Here is a 21,077-nt window from a genome sequence, read left to right on the forward strand (position 1 = left end):
AAGTCATCCTGTACGTTTTCATGCGATCATACGCGCGTGAAAGGCGGACATCTCGGATGGTGATTTACGTGCTTGCGCGAGAGGACGGTGAAGAGGGACCTTCGCGTCTCTGGTTCGATCTGACATCACCGCTCCGGCTGGAGCGGGAGAACAAGGCGCCTTACAGGCTGGCTGTTCGAGCCAGGAGCGATACGGTCTCGGGGCAGGGGGCGCAGCGAGCCGAGCTCTGGATGCGGTTTAGCCGGAGCGATGCCCACGCGCTTCGGGACCAGCTCGATGCACTGCTGGCGGAAACCGTCTCAGCGCCAGATGCCGCCAAGATCATAAAGAAGACGAAAGTCGGTGTCGCGCTCAATGGCGGCGTCAACACCGAGACAGGCGACATGGTGCTGGTTTTCGCCGGGAAGAGCGGGCTCGAGCATCATGTCGAAATCCCCTATGATCAGAGCGGCATGATGGCGAGCCTGCTGGATGTTGCCGCCACAAAGGCGGGGGCATGGCAGGATGAGACCTTCGAGAAGGCAGACGGAAAGATCAGGCCCCTGAACATCCAGCCGCGTGAGGCTGAGTTCGTTCTGCTTGGCGAGGAGCCGGAAAGCGGCCGTCCTCTTCTCGTTGCGCGTCTGGCAGGCGGTCACCAGTTTTCCTTTTTGTTGGATCGGAAAATGCTGGAACAACTTCGTCATGGAGCGCGAGGGCGCGGCAAGGCGTTCCAGAGGCCCGCTGATCCGCTCGGGACTGTGGCGGAGGACATTGAATGGTTCGCCGATCGTTGGTGTACGCTGTTCGAACCGCCAAGCAATACGGAGATCCGGCAAGGCGTGGCTGCGCTGCGCCGGCTTCTCAATGATGATGCGCTTGGGGCGGCTTGGAGGGAATGCGGATTCGAGAAACAACCAAAACTTGTTGCTCCCGACCTTGAAGCATTGCTGGAACATCGCGGAGTGAACTTGCAGCATATCGTGTCGCTCGTCGTGGGCAATGCTACACTGGATGGCGTGGAGTATTCGGTGATCGGCGCCGCGCGCTGCGATAATCCCTCGACCGGCATCCCGGCCGATGCCGATGAGGGCTTCGCCCTGGAGACCTTTCACGTCTCGCGTGATGCGCGGGTGGAAGATAATGGCGGTGAACTCACGGCCGTTTGCCAGACCGAGATGTTTCTAGACCAGTTTCTGAATGCACCGGGCGCTGTACGGCTTGGCACGCCGATCCGGCGGCAGGACATTATCCGATACTTCGCGTCATCAGTTGGCGGCGTTCATGTCAGAGGGTTGGGCCAAGGACCCAGACGGCGTGCCAAGGCGTCAATTGCCGAAGAGACTTTGCTCTCCGATCTGCACCACAAGCTCCGGGCGGATATCATGGAAGGACTGTATTTCGTTGTACTGTCCATCGGTCAGGCTGTTGGCCGTTCTGAGGACTTGAAGCGCCTTGCTGCAACGATCCGGGCACGGGATTCTGATACCTGGTCTTGAGGCGGGCGGGGAGAATTTTGGTCAGTGCTCTCAGCCGGAAGGGGAGGGACCATGACCCCAAGAACGGGCGTAACTTGGGGCTCTGACTTGATTGCTTCAGGAAAACGCCTGGTTCCTAGCGCCTCGACGTTCCTAAAGGCTGATCGCTGATACCGCGTAGGACTTGTTGCCATTTAGCGCCTGCGCGGCACGTTCGCAGGCACCGACGAGCTCTTCAAACGATATAGGAGTCCGATCCAGCGATTTTTGGAACTCTCCTCCCGCAGTGTTGATAAGTACCAGCAGTCCGGTGTGCTTTTCGTCTTCGAGCAGGTATTTGTCGCGTACTTGGGTTTCAAGTGTTGTCACAAGTTCGGCACCCGACCAGTGGTCGCGGTCTGCCAGTTTCACTTCGATCACAACGCACCCTAGGCCATTGAGGCGAGCGGTAATCAGGATGTCTGTCCTGTTTCTGCGCGCCGCCTCAGCCTCGCGTGTGATTGTGAAGATGTTGTCGGCAGTTTCTGAAAGTCTGGCGCTCAGCCAATTGCGCAGATCTTCTTCATCACGTTCTAGGTCGCGCGTCCTGCCTCTTCGATATGGACGTGCTTCATCGTGATCAGAATTAGCGAGTCGATAGAGCAGCGTGTCCACCAACTTCTTTACGTAGGAAGAAAACTGCTCACGCGTCTTGGGTGCTGCGCCGAATGACGACATAAACGCGTTGATATCGCCCTTCCGAATGAACGTAGGCTTTGCAGCTGACTTGGCAAGGCGATCGGCCTGATAGCTGAAGGTGTCCCGGTCGCTGAGGTGTTCCGGAGAAATGGCCGCAGCACGGAGTGCCCAGTATGTATCCTCGTTGCCCGTTTGGGAGAGCTGCTCAAACCAATATCGCCTTTGTTCAGCCGCCGTATCCCGTATGCCCGGCGAATAGACACCTTCATGCCATGGATCGCTTTCGGGCCGCGCAGTGCGTAGGCCGATCAAGGCAAGGTTGAGAAGGATTTCGGGGCGATGTTGCAGGTCGTCCTGATTCTGACTGTCAGCTGCGCGGTCCATCATTTCCCGGTAGCGTGCCATAAAGCCGATAAAGGGGCTTGTTTCACCTGTGGGCCATACATGCCTGATCCATGGCTCTGTGATGCGCCAGGCGAAAGCGGCATCCGCGCGATATAAGTATACCATCCAAACCCAGGCACGTTCCAGCTCTCCGCTTGCTGCGGCTGCGCGGAAGGATGACGTGGCCCAGTCTCGATCAATAATGCCAGTTTCCTCAGTATGGAGAATGATTGCCAGTGCTGCTTCAAGGTTCTCGACCGGGCACAGGGAATTCTCCCGCAAAGCCGCAGCGATGACGGGCGCCGCTACCCGGCGAATAGGAAGCGGAGCGTAGCGCAACCTGCTCAACGGTTCTGCAGGAATGCGTTGAGGGTGCCCCCCATTGCGGAGCGCGCTCCGGGCAGGTTCTTCCAACATGGAGGCGAGGAGATCTCCATGATCCGGAAGGAAGGCGACGATCCAGTCGGGAAGCGAGTTCAAGACATGAAACGCAATTGCAAACGCCCTTCGCGCATCATCGGCAGTCCGGCTCAATGTCCCTTCTTCGAGTTCAATTTCAATCCCGCGAACCGCAGCTTGAGCTATCGCCCAATTCTTATCTTCGCCTGCGATCTCCTGAGTGCGATAGCCACGCCAGATTGCCACGTAGCCCTGACGAATATCTCTCGCGGTTCTCATGCCGTACGTTTTTTCCACCCAGTCGAAGTGGGTGGTGACGGTTCCATTCTGTGTTCCCTTTGGTTGAGCGTGAGCGATGTCAGTCAGGAACCTCAACGCCTTGCCGGACCGAATCCGGTGTCGGTGTTTCCAGAAATCATATGACTTTTTGACCCGCCGATACGGCTCTTCCAATGCTGTTCTGGCTCGGCGCCGGATCTTGGCATATCCGCGCTGGTGCACCAGCCAGTGCTGCAATCTGAAGAACGACCGGAAACGCGGCGGTGAGAAACGCCGGCGAATGTCTCTGTCTTTGCTTTGGCGAGCAAAGGCCGAGACAGCCTTGTAGCTCGACTTTCGATCCTCAATGTCTGGAAAGTGATGCCAGATCGCATCAGCGGCGCTGACCAATCTTTGCTGTAACTCCACTCCCGTTGTTGATTTGGCCCTTGCGACAAGTGCTTCGACGTCCTTTGATATCCAGAATGTCGGGGTGTCATGACCTTCGCCCATCGCGAGCGGATGGACAATTTCATATCCTCCAGACACAGGACGTCTGTCCGGGATCAGACTCCACCGACGCTCCAGCAACGCCATTTTCAGTTCAGTGTGTGGGCGTAGTGCCTCGGCGATGGATTTGATCGATTTCGAATATCCGAAGTCGCCGTCCCGATAGGAAACACTACAACATATCTCTATCGCGTCCAGCAACGGGACGGATTGGCTCAAGTTGTCTTCCTCGATGCATTTGAGAAAGCAAGTTGCCAAAGCAGGTAGTAACACCGACGTTTCCGGAACGCAGCGAAGCAAGCGATCATGTTGGCCGTCGCGCGTACCGCGAACGAATTCCAGAATGAACGCGAGCCAGTCTTCTGCAGGCTGCTGAAATCGTTCTACAAGTACCCGGGCAATCCTGCTGTTGCCGGAGCTTTGGTTTCTGCGTTCGCGCGATAGCGCAGACAAAAAAGGCCGGAAATCTTCCAGGGACTGTGCACTGTCTGCTAAAGCCAACGCACTGGATAGTACGTACCCGTTCCAGTCCCCGGCCTTGTCAGGCTCAATCGTGGTCGCGCCACGGATATGAACAAGCGCCTGATCCCTTACTGCTTCCCGGTGTGCGCTCTTGCCAAGCTCCAGTAGCGCTTCGTTCGCGGTCTTCCGTAGAGACAAGGCGAGGTATGGGTTGCAAGCGATGCTGCAGATAGTGTCGGCAAGCGAAGTCATCATGCCCGTGCGGGCGAGATCAATCAGGTTTGCCCGAAATTCGTCAGATGGACTGCTCTCAATGAGAGTGGCGACTGTCGGCGCAAGGTTGGCCTGCGCAAAAACGCTGAGATCGGTGTCGTAAAACCATTCGCCTCTGCGATTGCGGTTCCTATACTGAGCCCCATGCGCATTGAGTATGTCCTGCCGTTCGGTCAAGCTGTACACAGAAGGATCACCCGTCTCCATTAGCAGAGAGGGTTGGATGGTTGTGATTTTGCGCCGAGCGATTGGATTCATCGTCGCAAGCCAGCCGAAGAAATTGAGAAGTGCAGAATCCAGAACAAGTTGATCAGCGAATTTGCCGATAAGGGGATCGATTGGCTTTAAACTCCCGCCAAGCCTCCTGATGGCCCTGTCGAAGAATTGCGCAGCCAGATAATCCTGAAGTTCTTTGTGGCTGAACCTGACACGCCCCCCGGAGTCCGGATCAAAGAATGAATAGCTGAGCAATTGCCGGATGCTTGCTTCGTTCCAGTCCGTATCGATTGCGGCAAGTACGGGGCGGGGGTCTATAACTGTGTCACCCACCTCAAATAGCGAAAAATCTCTCAATCCAGTGAGTGTCGACGCTGCTGCAAGCGCCCGTACACCCTTGTGTACAGACGTAACACTCAGCTCGGATCGTCTCTCCCCAGTATCTGTGGGTCGTAGTTTGTGATCCACGGCTTGTTCGAAGACGGATGATCGGTTCCTGAACCCCGCGGCTCCGTCCATTCCTGAAGCAACATTGCTGTCCCATATGTCGAGCAACAAACCGACTTCGAAGGGGGTCTGTGCGAGAGACTCGATCTTAGCCTCAATGATTGAAGATACGAACGTACGACCATCGATATTATTGGCATCGGCGAGTTTGGACACCTGGTCTCGTTGCAGTGGCAGCAACGCGTAGACACCAACTGCGTTCGCTTCCAGTTGATCATCGCGCTCTAATTGGCGTAACCGTTGCGAACAGGATCTGATCTTGAGCCGGTCAATCTCATCACGCCACTCGCTGCTGCGGGTCGAAAACATAACATGGACATCTTTGCCCCAGGGTGCAACGCCGCTTTCGAAAGCTCTTAGAGCTCCATCGAGAACAACACCATTGGCGCCCCGTGGGAGCCGGGCTTCATCGAGTGCGTCTAGGAAAAAGGTCGCGGGCCCCCCGCGCTTTTTCCAGGACACAAACGCACCATCTGGATTACCATCTTCATTCGAAATAGCGTCTGCGAGCGAGCTGCGCGCGAGCTTTTCAAGACGGACGAAAAATGCAGTCTTCCCTTCATTTCTCAGGCGAGCGATCTGGCTTCGGAACTCTTCGGTTTTACCGGAGCCGGCACCTGCCCGAACCACCGCTATCACATGGCTTCTCACCGTCTCCCAGGTTTCGCCGTAGGCACGGGGGTCAAGCGCCAAACGCAAGGCGTTTGTTTCGCTGTCATCTTTTTCACCTGCGCTGAGGGACTTAAATCGACGATCGAGTTGAATGATCGGGCGTTTAGCCATCTGCACTCCGGAGCGTCGACTTGAGTGAATGCTTGAAGTCTCTCGCTGTATGGCGGGACATGCCTGAATCGCGCGGCTCCGAGCTTTCGTCATGCATTCTGTGCAAGCGTCCTTCGACGACCACGTAAGGTGCCGGCATGATCCCCGGTCGCAAAAGCGTCATGCCAGACAAGTCCTTGCGGCAGTCGCGTTCCATAGCTGAGGTCGCTTTCACACTCATGGGCCGGTCAAAAATCTTTTCTACCACTACGTTTAATTACACCGAATCGCCCCATAAACAAACCATGAACATCTGCGCTGTGATCCAATCTTCAAAATCGTTGCCACGCCATGACAGACTCTAATGCAAATACCAGCGAAGCGATTTGGCGAAATAGCCGATCAGGCGCACATGCAGGGAAGGGCTTCCACTATCAGTGGCTGGTAACTGCGCTGATCCTCGCGCGCCAGGCGATCGGGGATTTTCCGCTGGGCGCTGTCGTTCCTGAAGGTGAAGAGGATTGTGTGGTCGATCTGCCGGAGCGGCCACTCTGGTTGCAGATCAAGTCAACGGACAAGGCGCGCTTCTCCGAGAGCGAACGCGCTCGCTTCCTGGAGGGGGCGCTCAAGAAGTCCAGACACGGTGATGGTCATCCCGACCGCTACGTCGCGCTCTGCCTTCAAAAGCCCGTAGGAGATATCGTCCAGCCCGGTCTCGAAGCGGTGTTTGAAACCATGCCCGCCGATACCGTTCAGGTCAGCGATGCGTTTGACCTGCTGAGACAGGCGCTTGTTCAGGGGTTCGAAGTTTCCGATGCGGTCGCGGAATTGCTGGCAGCCGATCTCCACCAGCTTGTTGCGGAGACCGCTCAAGCCAATGCAAACGTCACTTATGCAAACCGCGTCCGTCTGACGCCATCTTCAGTCGAACGCCGTCTTGAAGGACGACTCACCGCAGTCGATCCGGCGGCAACAAACAGGGCATTGTTCGGCGGCCTCATTGAACCCATCGATTTCAATGAAGCGCTCGACGAGCCAGGGTTCTTTAGGGGCGTGAAAGCCCAGCCGGGTCACGTGGCTGCAGGGCTTGTATTGGAACGCGCCGACCTGGAGGCGGTGGCGCTGAATTCAGAAGCAGGACGCCGAACGCTGTTGTGTGGACCGTCCGGCGCAGGTAAATCCTCAGCACTTTGGCGTATTGCTCGCCGTCTGGCGGACACGCATCGGGTCTTCCGTGTTTCAGACTTGGCAGGCTCGCTGGATGTGCCGTCGATAGTGGCATTCATTGATTCCCGGCGACCTCGTTCTTCGGCGCCGGTGGCTGTGTTTCTTGATGATGCGGGCGCAGCTCCAGATCTGTGGAATGATTTGAGTGCAGATCTTGCGTCCCGGGCACATGTCCGGCTTGTCGCATCCGCGAGAAACGAGGATTTGCGACTGCTTACGGGCACAGCCGGTACGGTGAATATTCCGGTTGGCCTTGATGACGTTCTGGCGCGCAATCTCTATGAGGCACTTCAGGCCCGTGGAGAGACAAGCGCGCCGCACTGGCGGACTGCTTTTGATGAGGCCTCTGGCCTGGTCATGGAGTACCTCTCCTTGCTTACCAGCGGCAAGCGGTTAGCTGAAGTCGTTGGTGACCAGATCACAAGGCGCGAAGAGGAAGGGCGGGCTGATGAGCTGGCACTACTGCGGCTCGCCGCTTTTGTGAATCGCAATGGCGGTGAAGTGAATGCAAAAAGGCTCGCCACCGAAACCGGAATCGATCCGTCGAGTGCCGCCAAGGCGCTTGTACGACTTGTCGATGAGCATGTCATTCGGGAGCGATCGCCTGGCGTGTTGGGCGGGCTACACGACCTGCGCTCGCAGGCTCTGGACAACCGTCTGCATGATGAATTGGTCTATCTCCGCATCGATACTTTGGCACCAGCCCTGAGGGTGGTGACATCCGATACGCTCAGCCGTTTTGTTGACCGCCTGTTTGCCGCCGAAAGTTTGCTTCCGAGTGATCTGGTACTGGACGCACTGGCCGATCTTCTTAGAAAAGCAGATAGCGCGAAAATCTGGGCTGAAGTCTTCCTGGGGGTAGGGCACGCGAGTCTGGAGAGACGTGCCAGGATCATGATCGAGGTGGCTGAGACTCATCAGATCGCTCGCGGGTTTCTGGACGTTATGTCGATGTTTGCGGCCCCCAGCGTCGATATGAATGCATTCAAGGGCCTTGGCGATCTCGGAAAGTTTAAATCTGCCGTAGAAGCTTTCCGAGCGAGGCCGGCAGGCGACCTTCGGCGCGAACTGGTCGATCGCCTGAAAACAAGACCCAACACTCCGCAGCCGAAAACAGTAGATGAAGTGTTAGCGCTTGTAACCGCTGTCTCACCGATGATCGGTTCGCAATCTTTGCCAGTCGACATCGAGTTTAGCCAAGTTGATTTTGGCTCCGCACCCATATTGCGTGTTGCAGAATTCATGCGTGCTTTGGCGGCCCATGATCATTCCGCGGCACTTGGTTTGTCAGAGCAACTCGGTGGGCCTGCCGCTTTGGGAGAGCGGTTGGCACGTGAGCGGCCATGGTTGCTGCCCGTCGAATTTCAGGAACAAGAGATCGGTCTTGTCGCGAGGTGCGACAGATTACTAGCTGGCCCTCTTGGTGAGCAGGACCTCAATGATGTCTTGGTAGAGGTTTGCGATGCAATGGCCGGATTATTCCCAAATGCCGTCAGATGCGATTGCGAAGCGATCATGCCGAATGGCGGATCTATGCTGATCGATGGCCACGTCCTCGCTTCCAAGACGATTCCCCGTAGCAATCTGCCTGCTCCGAGTGAAGCGGCGTGGAACAGAGCTTTCCAATCAAAAGTCCGTGTCGTGTCGGACTCTGAATCCCCGGCGGAGATGGCTGCACGACTGGCGGATGCCACAAGAACCACGGAAAGCCTGCTCAGGCGGGTAACGGAAAAATGGGGAAAGGGGAAACGGCCTGCGTTCTCGGGTGGATTTCGGGAGGATGCAATCAAATTGATTGAGTCGCTGCAGGCCTTTCCAGCGGATAAAGTCGAACACTGCGCTTCTGACGGGAAAACTGTTCCGTCGCTCGCGAATACGATTGTGGATATCTTTTATCACGTGCTCGCAAAACTTGACGCACTTGGAAGCGAACAAAATGGTCGGCCACTTCTGCTTGCCCTGGCCGCTGGAGAGGGCTCGCGTAGATTATTGGCGCATCTCTCGCACCCACTATGGAAGCATACAGAACAACCGCCTCATAAAGCCCTTCAAGACATGTCAGAGCGGTGCAGCCAGATTCGCACGCTCGCGCTCGAGTCAGAATTCGGCTCTCGGAAATCTAATCAGAACACATCGAAGACCAGCCAGAATGCGCTGAAGTTTGCTGCCAACCTGGCATCAAGGCGTTTGAATCAGCAGATGAATGCGGATCTCAACAAGCTGGGCAGCGCCATGGAAGCGTCCGGTTTGCAGACCGAGATTCTCAGAAAAGCTCACGATGGTGATGTCTACACTTGGCCGATCGATCGCGTGACTGTTCTCCTGGATGTTGGGGACCACGAGTTCGCTGAACAAGCGCTTGAGGAAGGGATACGGGTTGTTTCCGAGCAATTTGACGACCCGCAGCAGGTCACAATTGTGCCTGTGGTTTCAGGTCGTATCCTTCAGGATTGGGCGATGCGGCTTATTAGCGGTAGAGCAAGCCAGGATGCCGCCTTCGGAGAATACTGGTCAGACACTCTCCGCGATCGGTTCGCCGACACACCTCTGGCCCGACAAGCTAGGCAGGCGATGGAAAGCGCCTGTTTCATCTCTATGATCGCAGCACGGAGAGCTATTGACCAATTGCATGAGGCTGAGGCCATCGCATTTGACGCGGCAATACGGGGTCTTTCTGACAGTTCGAGCAGCCTGAGCGATGCGATGCAAACTCATCTATCCGATGTGCTCGGTGTCGCGATAGGATTACTACTGCAAGCTCAGCAATGCCTGGATGATGAGATTTCTACAGTGCCTGTAGATACCCGCTTGTGTGAGCGTTTGACAAATGATGTGTCGGATTCACCTTCGCACTTCGCTGCGAATTGGGGATTGGCTCTATTCGATTTGGCCATTGCCGAGGCGGCAGCTGACTGAAGGGCGATTTCGCGCAATGTTTCTTACAAAGCCAGTTGGAATTGAGGTTTGAATTCGCCGGATAGTACCGGATGCGCTATCCGGCCGCTCGGCACAGGCACCGGCTATCGTGTATTGCCCAAGGCGAGAGCAACAATGGAATCCGCACTCAGGTGTGTGTAGCGCTTCAGCATCTTCCAGTCCTTGTGGCCTGTGACCAAGGCGACCTGTTGAATTTTCAACCCTGCCTCGAAGAGCCTGCTTGTGCCTTCGTGGCGTAGGTCATGGAAGTGCAGGTCCTCGATATCGAGGTCGGCGCATGCGCGCCTGAAGGCGGTTCCGATTGAGCGTGGGTTGTGTGGAAAGACGCGGCCGGTGCTGTTACTGGACCGGCGCTGCTCATTGATGATCTCCCAGGCGTCATACCCAGTGAGGTCGACCAGAGGCACTTTCTGATGATTGCCGTCTTTCTGCCTGGGATCCTTTCGGTCACGGACCGTAACTATGCGCCGCCTCATATCGACATCATCCCACTGGATTGAGCAAATCTCAGATTGACGCATTGCCGTTGCGATCGCGAAGCGAACAATCCGGCTCATCGGAGCGCGGTAGCGCTCATTGGCGTCAAAGAACTCGAACAGATCATCGAGTTCCTCTTGCGAGGGTCGGCGATCCCGTTCCCGGCTTTTCCCGATCAGGCCGAGCCTATTGAGTGCAACGCGCGCAAGGTTGATTTCCTCGACTGGTGTATGGACGCCATGCACGGCTTTTGCATGAAGAAGGATTGTCTTCAGATAGGATATGTCCATCGCGATCGTCGGAGGGCCAGCGCCTTCATGAGATCTCTGGCGTCCGAATTCGACAACGGTCTCGCGATCAATCTGATCGATGCGCATGTGGCCGATATCGAGTTTTAGCTTGTTCAGCGAGTAGGACTTCGACCGGCGCAGGGGCTTGCGGGACTCGTGCATGTCCGCGATGTGGAGGTCGACGAGATCAGAAAGTGTATTGAGATGTTTGGGACGAGCTTTGGAGACGCTTTCGCCACGGTCGATGCGGCGTTCCATGTCCACGGCCCAACCGTCCGCGTCACGGCGACGCTTGAAGCTCTTCGAGACATACCGCCCGTTGCGCCGCACTTGGGCCCGCCAGCTTCCGGAGGGAAGTTTTACAATCGTCGCCATTTCGTGTGCGCTCCGTGTGCACAGACAGATCAAAACCGGTACAAGCGTGTGCAAATTTGTCCAAAAAAGTGCACACGTTCTTGTTTTAGCCCTTTGAAACTACTGAAAAAATGCAAATAAATCAAGCCTATAGATTTTCTGTTGCCCCGATGATGGACTGGACGGACCGGCATTGCCGGATGTTCCATCGTGCATTGTCGAAGCGCGCCTTGCTCTGGACCGAAATGGTGACCGCAGATGCCGTGATCCACGGTGATCGCGACCGCCTGATTGGCTTCAGCGCTGACGAGCACCCGGTTGTGCTGCAGCTTGGCGGTTCGGACCCGCACAAGCTCGCCGAGGCAGCCCGGATCGCGGAAAGCTTCGGCTATGACGAGGTCAACATCAATTGCGGTTGCCCATCGGACCGTGTGCAGTCCGGCCGGTTTGGTGCCTGCCTGATGCAGGAGCCGGCCACCGTGGCCAGCTGTGTCAGCGCGATGCGGCAGGCGGTATCCATTCCCGTGACAGTCAAGTGCCGGGTTGCTGTCGATGATGACCCGCCGCGCGAAACCCTGTTCGGCTTTGTCGATCAGGTCGCCGATGCCGGCTGTGAGGTCTTCACCGTGCATGCGCGCAAGGCCTGGCTCTCCGGGCTCAGCCCGAAGGAGAACCGGGACATTCCACCGCTCGATTATGGCCTGGTGGCCGACCTCAAAGCCGAGCGGCCCGAGCTCACGATTGTCCTCAATGGTGGAATAAAGACGCTCGGCGAGAGCGCTGAACACCTAAAGACTTTCGACGGCGTCATGCTTGGGCGGGCCGCCTACCAGACGCCCCACGTCCTGACGCATGTCGACCGGCTGCTCGAGACCGGGCAGGGGCATGACGCTTTCGATATGCAGGCCTGTCTGGACGGGCTGCAGGCTTACCGTCCCTATATGGCGGCGCGCCTGGAGGAGGGGGTGAAACTGTCCTCCATGACGCGGCATATGCTGGGCCTCTTCGCAGGCCAGCCTGGCGCAAGAGGCTGGCGGCGTACGCTGTCTGAAAAAGCCGTTCGAGCTGGTGCGGGGCTCGAAGTGCTGGACGAAGCGCTGTCCCATGTTTCGCCGCACGTTGTTCCGGCATGATGGCCGCGTTCGTCTCGGAATACGGCATCCTGCTTGTCTCCCTGATCGCCGCCGGCCTTGCCGCCGGGCTGGCTGCAGGCCTGTTCGGGATCGGTGGCGGAGCGGTCATCGTGCCTGTCCTCTATTTCCTGCTGACGGCGCTCGGCTATGGCGAAACCGCGATGCACGTTGCCATAGCGACGTCGCTTGCGACCATCATCCTGACATCGATCCGCTCCGTCATGGCGCACAACAGGCGGGGGGCGGTCGACTGGGCTGTCATCCGCGGCTGGGCGCCCTGGATCGTGCTGGGCGCCGTTATTGGCCAGTCCATTGCAGGCTATGTGTCGAAGGACGTCCTGACGTTCATTTTTGGCGCCCTGCTTCTGGTGCTGGCAATGCAGCTCTATTTCGGACGTCCCAGCTGGCGGCTGGCTGAAGACCTGCCCAAAGGCCCGGCCCGGATGGGGCTTGGCAGCGCGCTTGGGACGCTCTCGGCCATTATGGGGATTGGCGGTGGAACGTTCGGCGTAAGCCTGATGACCGTCTGCGGCCGGCCGATCCATCAGGCTGTTGCCACAGCGGCCGGCTTCGGTGTCGCCATCGGATTGCCGGGGGCGGCCGTTGCGATCGGGAATGGCATTGGGAAGGCCGGTCTCCCGCCTTTCTCGCTGGGCCATGTGAACCTGCCCGCCTTCGCGCTGATATCGATCTGCACGGTGACCATGGCGCCGGTCGGCGCGTCCCTCGCTCACAAGCTCGATGCCGGCCTGTTGCGAAAGCTCTTTGGCGTGCTGCTGGTGGTCGTATCGGTTCGGATGGTCTGGAAGGTTATTGGCGGATGATCAGGCGATCGCCGCGGAACTCATAGGAATAAAGCTCGCGCAGGAAGCTCATGCCAAGAAGCGACTGCGTCAGCTCCTCGCGCATCACCATGGCGCTGACATTCTTCACCTCGACCTGACCGATCTTGATGGAGTCGATCCGCACGCTCGCTCCATGAGTAAGGCCGCCAGCGGTGCGGATCTCCCAGATATATTCGAGTTCATCGGGCGAGAGCCCCATCTTGCGGGCATCGTCCTGGGTGATCGCGACCGTGCTGGCGCCGGTATCCACCATGAAGTCGACGCTGGCCTTGCGGTTGACCAGCGTTCGCGCCCAGTAGTGGCCATCGTCCCGGATGGAGAGCACGGCCTGGCGCCGTGTTGTGTCGGCAGGCTGGGGCATTGTGGTCGCCGAGTTGATTTCAGCGGCTGGCCGGCTGGAATCAGGTTCAGGCGTTTCGTCGAGTTTCGGCACGACGAAGATGGCGACGGCGCCGGCAATCGCGGCTGCGCTGATCAGCGTGGAGACCAGGCGCGCGCTCATGCGTTCGGGCCAAGCTTTCCGAGCGATTTGAGATGATCCATCCGGTCGCCCAGCACGCTCATCACGTCCTGGCGCTGCTCATGGGTGAGTTTGGTCCAGGTGCCGATTTCCATCAGCGTCCGACCGCATCCAAGACAAAATCCGGTCTGGCCGTCCACGGCGCAGACGGACTGACAGGGCGACATGATGGGAATTGGCTTTTTCGTCATTTCAATTTCACTGTGCGACTTTTGTCGTAGATTGGCAAAAAATCACGAATCTTTCATTGACTTCAACGGGTCTTTCAGGCGGTTTGCCCCCATTCCTATGTGTGAGTGAATACGTTGAGTGACGCAGCCTCTCCTGCAACGCCTTTTGATGATGTGCGCGATTTGGCACTTCGCAAGGTCGAACATGATCCGGCCCCTGCAGAAAGCGTAAGGCAGGCGCTGCTCGGCATGGGGCGAGAGGGCGATTTCGGGCGCCTCGGTGAAGCCGCCGAATGGCTGGCCTACTGGCAAGGCCGGTTTCCGCCGCGCATCGAGAACGCAACGCTTGCCCTGTTCGCTGGCTCGCACGGTATCTCGAGCAAAGAGATCACGCTTTCCAGCGATGACAGTACCCGCTCCAAGGTGGAAGCCCTCCGCGAAGGAAAGGCGCCGCTTTCGGCAATCGCTGCACAGGTTGGCGTAAACATCCGGGTTTTCGAACTTGCCCTCGACAAACCGACGGCGGATTTCGCGGAAGTCCCGGCGATGTCCGAACGCGAGTGCGCGGCGACGATTGCCTATGGTTTCGAGGCTCTTGAGGGAAAGCCGGACCTCCTCGCCCTCGGTGTCATCGGTGCCGGAATCGGGACGTCTGCGGCGGCCGTGGCCTGCGCGCTTTATGGCGGCACCGCCAATTACTGGGTTCGCCCCGGGCCCCAGACTCCCAAGGATGTCAGCGCATCTCGCACCGAACTCGTGAACAAGGCCCTGGCGACGCATCGCGGCCACCTGGATGATCCGCTGGAGGCTTTGCGCTGCCTTGGCGGGCGTGAGCTGGCCGCTTGCGTTGGTGCCATCCTGGCCGCGCGCATCCAGTCTGTGCCGGTCGTCCTCGATGGCTTCGCCACGACAATTGCGGCTGGCGTTGTCCATGCCATCAATCCGGATGCCGTGGCGCATGTGCTGTCGGGACATGTGACGAAACGTCCAGCCCATGAGGCCGCGCTTGAGCGCATCGCCATGAGGCCGCTCCTGCCGTTCGAATTCAATACTGGCGGGGGCATGGGGTCGGCTGCCGCTGTCGGTGTTCTGAAGACAGCATGCGCGCCTTTTCTGGGGCAGCCGGCGAATTAAGTCCGGAGAAACTGCTAAATCGGGTGCGACAAGGCTTACGTTGACGTCCGCGTCAACTTGCTTTCGTTCCATCGTGCAGGCAGAAGGGAACGAAATACCAAATAAGAAAATCGATCGCGAGGATAAGCGTATGAACCTGGAATTCACCCCGGAGGAAGTCGAGTTTCGCAAGGAGGTCCGGGCCTTCATCGAAGAAAACTACCCCAAGCACCTGCGCGGTGTCGGGGCACGAGAGGATCTCGGCAAGGACGACATGCTCGCCTGGCACCAGATTCTCGGCGAAAAGGGCTGGTCTGTTCCGGCCTGGCCAGAGAAGTATGGCGGCACGGGCTGGACCCCGACCCAGCGCTACATCTGGTCTGAAGAGAATGCCCGCATGGACACCATCATGCCGCTGCCTTTTGGCGTCTCGATGGTCGGCCCGGTGATCTACACCTTCGGCTCCGAGGAAATGAAGGCCAAGCACCTTCCGGGTATCCGTTCCGGCAAGGTCTGGTGGTGCCAGGGCTATTCAGAGCCGGGCGCAGGCTCCGACCTCGCTTCGCTGAAGACGACGGCCGTGCGCGACGGTGACCACTATGTGATCAACGGCCAGAAGACCTGGACGACGCTCGCCCAGCACGCAGACTGGGGCTTCTTCCTCTGCCGCACCGATCCAAACGCTGCCAAGCCGCAGGAAGGTATCAGCTTCATCCTCGCCGACATGAATACGCCGGGTATCGAGGTGAAGCCGATCAAGACCATCGATGGTGGCCATGAGGTCAACGAGACCTGGCTGACCGATGTTCGCGTGCCGGTGGAGAACCTCGTCGGCAAGGAGAATGAAGGCTGGACCTATGCCAAGTTCCTGCTCGCGCATGAGCGCTCCGGCATTGCTGGCGTGGCCCGTTCCAAGCGCGGCGTCGAAAAGCTGCGTGCGATCGCCTCGACGGAGCTGCTCGACGGCAAGCCGCTGATCAAGGATGACGATTTCATCCGCAAGATCAGCCAGCTCGAAATCGACCTGACAGCGCTCGAGTTCACCGAGCTGCGGACGCTGGCTGGCGAAGCGCAGGGCAAGGGCCCCGGCCCGGAAAGCTCGATCCTCAAGGTGAAGGGCACGGAAATCCAGCAGCGCCTGACCGAGCTGACCCTGGAAGCGGTCGGCCATTATGGCCACCCGTATTTCCGCGGCTTCCCCGAGGACGGCTCGAACGAATTCCCGATCGGGCCGGACTATGCCCATCAGGCCGCGCCGACCTATTTCAACATGCGCAAGACGTCCATCTATGGCGGCTCGAACGAGATCCAGCGCAACATCATCACCAAGATGATCCTGGGGCTGTAGACCCAATGGTGCGTGCACTCATCCTGCTTGTCATGTCGATTGCATCTGCGCAGGTGAGTGCCGCCCAGCAGGGATTCCAGTCTCCGCAGCCGGGCACCATGATTACCTGGAAGTACGAGTTCGGCGACCAGACCTATATCCGGTTGAATGAAGTCGTCATCTCCGGAGAAGACTTCATCATTTACGATCCGGACATTCAGCGCTCCAGCGGTGAAGCGGCGGACTACATCGTCGAGTTTTCGGGGGTGCATTCGCAGTCGTGCGACCAGCCACTGCCCGGCGATGAAGACCGGGCGGCGCTGTCGGCGATCTGGCCCCTGATTCCGGGTGCTTCGGCCTCCGTGCGCACAGGGGTCAACAGCGCCTACAGCGTTGCAGAGCCTGTGAAGGTTGAGCTCATTTCCAATATCGAGGGGGCCGGTGATGCATTGTCGGTCCAGACGGCGTATGGCGAGGCCGAGATGACCCTTGCTGTCTCGCCTGTTCTCGGTATGCCGGTTCAGGTTGTCTGGGCATCGGGTGACAAGGGCCAGGTGCTGGAAGTGATCGAGCCTCAGGGGGGCTTGAGTCCGACCGACATGGCTGGCCAGGACCTTGGATACTGCTCGGAGCTTCTGGAGTGAAAGTGAACGAGATACCCAAAGGCGCGGCATCGGGCTTCAGGTTGTTTCCGGTTGCTCCGGTCGCCGCTGCTGCTGTCCTGGCAAGCCTGTCTTGTCCCGCCTCGGCGGACGAGCCGGCCTTGCCGGAACTGGAGGCCGGTTCGTCTGTCTTCTGGTCGTCCAGCACCGGCGGCAGCGCGGATACGTTCCGCGAGCGCGTGGTTCTCACTGGAGACGACTGGGTACTGTACCAGAGCATCTTCGACACCGAAGAAGACGAGGCGATGTCACCCGACAGCCTTTTCCTGCTCTATGGCGGCATCGACTATCGCAGCTGCTTTGACACGCCGCTGCCGACCGAAGCCGAACGTGACGCCATCAAGGCGCTGCGGCCATTCAGCGAAGGTGCAACGGTCGAACTCGCATCGCTGGAAGACGATCCCGTGGTGCGGGTTGGAGCCGCCACGGAATACTTTCTTATGGGGCAGACGCATCCGGCCCATGAGGTCCTGATCGACTACGGGGATGAAGACCTGAATGAGAAACTTGTTGTCCTTGATGACTATCCGCTGACGGTGGTTATCGACTGGGATGATAGCAGCCAGGACCGCGTGATGATGGTGTCTGGTGCCAAAACGACCAAGATCACGCCGCCCACCGCAAGCCAGCTCGGCGCCTGTGCGGCCATACTCGACGAATATTGAACAAAGGGAATTTGGAGGAAACCGATGGATTTCAACTTTTCAGAAGAACAGACAATGATCCGCGACAGCCTGGCACGGCTGCTTCGCGATCAATATGACTTCGACACCCGCCGCAAGGTCTCGGAAAGTGATGCAGGCTGGCGTCCGGAGATGTGGCAGCAATTCGCCGAACTCGGCCTTCTCGCTGCGCCGTTTTCAGAAGACGATGGCGGTCTTGGCGGCGGCGCCGTCGACTCCATGGTCATCATGGAAGAATTCGGCAAGGCTCTGGTCGTCGAACCCTATGTCCCGACGATCGTCTGCGCTGGCGGTTTCCTGAAGCACGCGGGCACGCCGGCCCAGAAGGAAGAGCACCTCACGGCGATCATCGGCGGTGAGCGTGTCTTCGCTTTCGCCTATGCTGAGCCGCGTGGCCGCTATGACCTGCACGACCTCGAGACGACGGCGAAGAAGGAAGGCGGCAGCTATGTGATCAGCGGTCACAAGGCCGTTGTGATTGGCGCGCCGTGGGCGAGCCACCTCATCGTGACCGCCCGCACATCGGGCGACCGTCGCGACAAGAACGGCATTTCCGTCTTCATCGTCGAGAAAGGCGCCGATGGCGTCACGACGCGTGACTACCCGACAGTCGATGGCCGCCGTGCATCCGAGGTCTACTTCGAGAATGTGACAGTGCCGGCCGATGCCCTCATCGGCGAGGAAGGCAAGGCCCTGCCGCTGATCGAGCGGGTTGTCGACGAAGCCACCGTCGCCGTCTGTGCCGAGGCCATGGGCGCCATGGGCGTCGCCCACCAGATGACCGTTGAGTATTCCAAGCAGCGCAAGCAGTTTGGCATCGCCATCGGCAAGTTCCAGGTTCTCCAGCACCGTATGGTCGACATGTTCATGGAGCATGAGCAGTCGATTTCCATGACCTATATGGCGACGCTGAAGCTCGATGAGGATGAAGTCACACGCAAGAAGGCGGTTTCCGGTGCCAAGGTCCGGATCGGCCAGGGCGGGCGTTTTGTCGGCCAGGAAGCGATCCAGATCCATGGCGGCATGGGCATGACGGACGAACTGGCTGTTGGCCACTATTTCAAGCGCCTGACCATGATCGACAGCGAGTTTGGCAATATCGATCACCATATGCGCCGCTACACGGCGCTCAGTGGCGAGGTCGAGAAGGTCGCTGCCGAGTAAGCCGTCCAAAAGCTTTCATTTGACGCAAGGACCCGTCCTGCCCAAGCTGGCAGGGCGGGTCTTTTTTATCGGGAGGATACATGTACAGGAAATCTCTCGTCACGGCGCTGGCGGCGATTGGGCTCTCTGCGGGGGCCAATGCACAGGGCAGTGGTCAGCCCGAACCATGCAGCTCGCCGCCCTACGAGGCTTTTGACTTCTGGCTCGGCGAATGGACCGTGACCGACCTGGCCGAGCAGCCGGCTGGAACGAATATCATCACGAAGGAAGAGCGCGGCTGTCTGATCGTCGAACACTGGACGAACACGGCTGGCGGCACCGGGCAGAGCTACAATTATTACGACCCGGGCGACAAGAAGTGGCACCAGCTCTGGGTCAGCGCCGGCTCGGTCATCGAGTATTCCGGCGGGATCAACCAGAGAGGCCACATGTTGCTCGAAGGTGAGATCAAGTACCGCAATGGAACGACCTTCCCCTTCAGGGGCAGCTGGGTCCCCAATGATGACGGCTCGGTCACGCAGCACTTCGAGCAGTACAATCCCGAAACCGAGGAATGGGACGACTGGTTCATCGGAACTTACCGGAAGTCGTAAGGTCAGGGCTCGACATCAGGGCAGCCAGCCTGCCATAGACCATCCCGGAACCTTCATCAGATTATCCGGGAGCGCTGCACCATGTCCGTCATCAAACTTGAAAAATCCGGCCCGATTGCGACCCTGACGCTGACCCGGCCGGACATGATGAACGCGCTTGGCCAGGAAGGCGACGGTCCTGCCGTGGCCGCGGCCTGCGCCGAGATCGAGGCAGACCCGGCAATCCGTGTCGCAATCCTGACGGGCGAGGGAAAGGCCTTCTCGGCCGGCGGCGACGTCAAGGCCATGCGTGACCGCAAAGGCGCCTTTGGCGGCAGCCCGAACGACATCCGCAATGGCTATCGCCGCAACATCCACCTGGTGGTCAAGTCGCTCTACAATCTCGAAGTGCCGCTGATTGCTGCGGTGAATGGTGCCGCAATCGGCCTTGGCTGCGACGTCGCCTGCATGGCCGATGTCCGGATCGCCGCCGATCATGCGAAATTTGGTGTGACCTTCCTGAAGCTCGGCCTCATTCCCGGCGATGGCGGGGCCTGGCTGCTACCGCGCATTATCGGCAACTCGCGCGCGGCGCAGCTGCTTTTTACCGGTGACGTTATCGACGCACAGACGGCCAAGGAATGGGGGCTGGTCTCCGATGTCGTGCCGGGTGACCAGCTGATGGACGAGACCATGAAGCTCGCCGAACGCATGGCTGTCCAGCCGCCGCAGTCCCTGCGCCTCGCCAAGACGCTGCTGCGTCACGGCCAGAGCGCCTCCTATGACACGATCATGGAGCTGTCGGCGGCCTCGCAAGCCCTCATGCACGAGACCGAGGACCACATGGAAGGCGTGAACGCCATTCTCGAAAAACGCGCGCCGAAGTTTGAAGGCAAATAGCCTGACCGCCATGCCGTCGCCGCGCCGCCTGATTTCTACCGGTTCGCCCTTTGAAGGGACTTTGGGCTATTCGCGCGCGGTGGTGCAGGGCGACTGGTGTTTCGTGTCCGGCGTGACCGGCTACGACTATGCGACGATGGCCATGCCAGAAGATGCTGCCGCGCAGGCCGAAGCGTGTTTTGCCACCATTTCGCGCGTCCTGGATAAAGCGGGCTTCGGAATGAGTGACATCGTCCGTGTCCAGTACACAGTGGTCGACAGAGGCCTGGTCGACGCTATCGCGCCCGTACTCGGCCGGCATCTCGGGACGATCCGCCCGGCCGCGACCATGGTGGTCGCCGGGCTGATTGCGTCGGAAATGAAGATCGAAATCGAGGTGACGGCCTTTCGGGGCTGAGCGCCCGCATCCGCGACGTCATGGCTTGCCCGGCCGAAACAGTTGGTTATGGTTCTACAAACAGAAAAATCACTGGGAGGACTGCATGATCGGAGTTGTCGCGAAACTGACCATCGCCGAAGGGAAGAACGCCGAGTTTGAAGAGGTCGGCAAGGATCTCATGGCAAAGGTCAAGGCAAACGAATCCGGCACGCTGACCTACCAGCTCTACAAATCGAAATCCGACCCGCAGACTTACATCTTCATGGAGGAGTATGCCTCCGAGGATGCACTCAAGGCACACGGCCAGACCGACTACTTCAAGGCTGCCGGCGCCAAACTGGGCGCCTGTCTCGCAGGTCGCCCGGAAATCGAATATTTCGACATCGTCGAATAGGCGCTGAGCCGGTTCGGCGCGCAT

At 58.6% G+C, this 21,077-nt stretch carries 17 protein-coding genes; 13 read left to right on the forward strand and 4 right to left on the reverse strand.

The annotated features are described in order from the left end of the window. Positions 1 to 56 precede the first annotated feature (56 nt). The gene (locus D1223_RS02650; RefSeq protein ID WP_119374844.1) at positions 57 to 1,478 is read left to right on the forward strand and encodes a hypothetical protein; all 1,422 of its coding nucleotides are present in this window, start codon (positions 57 to 59) and stop codon (positions 1,476 to 1,478) included. Between the two features lie 132 nt (positions 1,479 to 1,610). Here the strand turns inward: D1223_RS02650 and D1223_RS02655 are convergent, their stop codons facing one another. After that, positions 1,611 to 5,927, reverse strand: a complete 4,317-nt coding sequence (locus tag D1223_RS02655) for an NACHT domain-containing protein (protein ID WP_119374845.1) — start codon at positions 5,925 to 5,927, stop codon at positions 1,611 to 1,613. A 330-nt stretch (positions 5,928 to 6,257) separates the two neighbouring features. Here D1223_RS02655 and D1223_RS02665 point away from each other — a divergent pair, with 330 nt between their 5' ends. Beyond that, positions 6,258 to 10,049 carry an ATP-binding protein gene (locus D1223_RS02665; protein WP_119374847.1) on the forward strand — a complete coding sequence of 1,264 codons (3,792 nt, stop codon included), beginning with the start codon at positions 6,258 to 6,260 and terminating at the stop codon, positions 10,047 to 10,049. 104 nt (positions 10,050 to 10,153) lie between these two features. On the opposite strand, the gene D1223_RS02670 is transcribed toward D1223_RS02665, so the two are convergent. Beyond that, positions 10,154 to 11,095 (reverse strand): site-specific integrase, encoded by a 942-nt coding sequence (locus D1223_RS02670; RefSeq protein WP_233353011.1) that lies wholly within the window; start codon positions 11,093 to 11,095, stop codon positions 10,154 to 10,156. A 227-nt stretch (positions 11,096 to 11,322) separates the two neighbouring features. Here D1223_RS02670 and dusA point away from each other — a divergent pair, with 227 nt between their 5' ends. Beyond that, the gene (gene dusA, locus D1223_RS02675) at positions 11,323 to 12,324 is read left to right on the forward strand and encodes a tRNA dihydrouridine(20/20a) synthase DusA (RefSeq protein WP_119374849.1); all 1,002 of its coding nucleotides are present in this window, start codon (positions 11,323 to 11,325) and stop codon (positions 12,322 to 12,324) included. Then, the gene (locus D1223_RS02680; RefSeq protein WP_233352891.1) at positions 12,321 to 13,148 is read left to right on the forward strand and encodes a sulfite exporter TauE/SafE family protein; all 828 of its coding nucleotides are present in this window, start codon (positions 12,321 to 12,323) and stop codon (positions 13,146 to 13,148) included. The genes dusA and D1223_RS02680 overlap by 4 nt, the downstream gene beginning before the upstream one ends. Here the strand turns inward: D1223_RS02680 and D1223_RS02685 are convergent. Continuing rightward, entirely contained in the window at positions 13,135 to 13,671 is a 537-nt protein-coding gene (locus tag D1223_RS02685; protein WP_119374851.1) for a retropepsin-like aspartic protease family protein, read from the reverse strand. The genes D1223_RS02680 and D1223_RS02685 overlap by 14 nt on opposite strands. Next, positions 13,668 to 13,880: a DUF1289 domain-containing protein gene (locus tag D1223_RS02690; RefSeq protein WP_119374852.1), complete on the reverse strand. Its 213-nt coding sequence runs from the start codon at positions 13,878 to 13,880 to the stop codon at positions 13,668 to 13,670. The genes D1223_RS02685 and D1223_RS02690 overlap by 4 nt, the downstream gene beginning before the upstream one ends. A 105-nt stretch (positions 13,881 to 13,985) precedes the next feature. On the opposite strand from D1223_RS02690, the gene D1223_RS02695 reads away from it, so the two are divergent. The 9 genes from D1223_RS02695 to D1223_RS02735 all read left to right on the forward strand — a co-directional run bounded on the left by D1223_RS02695 (position 13,986) and on the right by D1223_RS02735 (position 21,053). Continuing rightward, positions 13,986 to 14,993, forward strand: a complete 1,008-nt coding sequence (locus D1223_RS02695) for a nicotinate-nucleotide--dimethylbenzimidazole phosphoribosyltransferase (RefSeq protein WP_119374853.1) — start codon at positions 13,986 to 13,988, stop codon at positions 14,991 to 14,993. A 130-nt stretch (positions 14,994 to 15,123) separates the two neighbouring features. Continuing rightward, the gene (locus D1223_RS02700; RefSeq protein ID WP_119374854.1) at positions 15,124 to 16,320 is read left to right on the forward strand and encodes an acyl-CoA dehydrogenase family protein; all 1,197 of its coding nucleotides are present in this window, start codon (positions 15,124 to 15,126) and stop codon (positions 16,318 to 16,320) included. Between the two features lie 5 nt (positions 16,321 to 16,325). Next, entirely contained in the window at positions 16,326 to 16,943 is a 618-nt protein-coding gene (locus D1223_RS02705) for a hypothetical protein (RefSeq protein WP_119374855.1), read from the forward strand. Positions 16,944 to 16,945: 2 nt separating this feature from the next. Further along, positions 16,946 to 17,626: a hypothetical protein gene (locus D1223_RS02710; protein WP_147372647.1), complete on the forward strand. Its 681-nt coding sequence runs from the start codon at positions 16,946 to 16,948 to the stop codon at positions 17,624 to 17,626. Positions 17,627 to 17,650: 24 nt separating this feature from the next. Continuing rightward, positions 17,651 to 18,808 (forward strand): acyl-CoA dehydrogenase family protein, encoded by a 1,158-nt coding sequence (locus D1223_RS02715; RefSeq protein WP_119374857.1) that lies wholly within the window; start codon positions 17,651 to 17,653, stop codon positions 18,806 to 18,808. 80 nt (positions 18,809 to 18,888) lie between these two features. Continuing rightward, a complete protein-coding gene (locus tag D1223_RS02720) occupies positions 18,889 to 19,401 on the forward strand; it encodes a hypothetical protein (protein WP_119374858.1) in 513 nt (170 codons plus the stop codon). 81 nt (positions 19,402 to 19,482) lie between these two features. Then, positions 19,483 to 20,280 (forward strand): crotonase/enoyl-CoA hydratase family protein, encoded by a 798-nt coding sequence (locus tag D1223_RS02725; protein WP_119374859.1) that lies wholly within the window; start codon positions 19,483 to 19,485, stop codon positions 20,278 to 20,280. Between the two features lie 10 nt (positions 20,281 to 20,290). Further along, positions 20,291 to 20,677, forward strand: a complete 387-nt coding sequence (locus D1223_RS02730; protein ID WP_119374860.1) for a RidA family protein — start codon at positions 20,291 to 20,293, stop codon at positions 20,675 to 20,677. 85 nt (positions 20,678 to 20,762) lie between these two features. Continuing rightward, positions 20,763 to 21,053: a putative quinol monooxygenase gene (locus tag D1223_RS02735; RefSeq protein ID WP_119374861.1), complete on the forward strand. Its 291-nt coding sequence runs from the start codon at positions 20,763 to 20,765 to the stop codon at positions 21,051 to 21,053. The last annotated feature ends 24 nt before the right edge of the window (positions 21,054 to 21,077 follow it).

Origin of the sequence: Henriciella mobilis (assembly GCF_003576285.1) — a bacterium.
In the GTDB taxonomy this organism is placed as follows: Bacteria; Pseudomonadota; Alphaproteobacteria; order Caulobacterales; family Hyphomonadaceae; genus Henriciella; species Henriciella mobilis.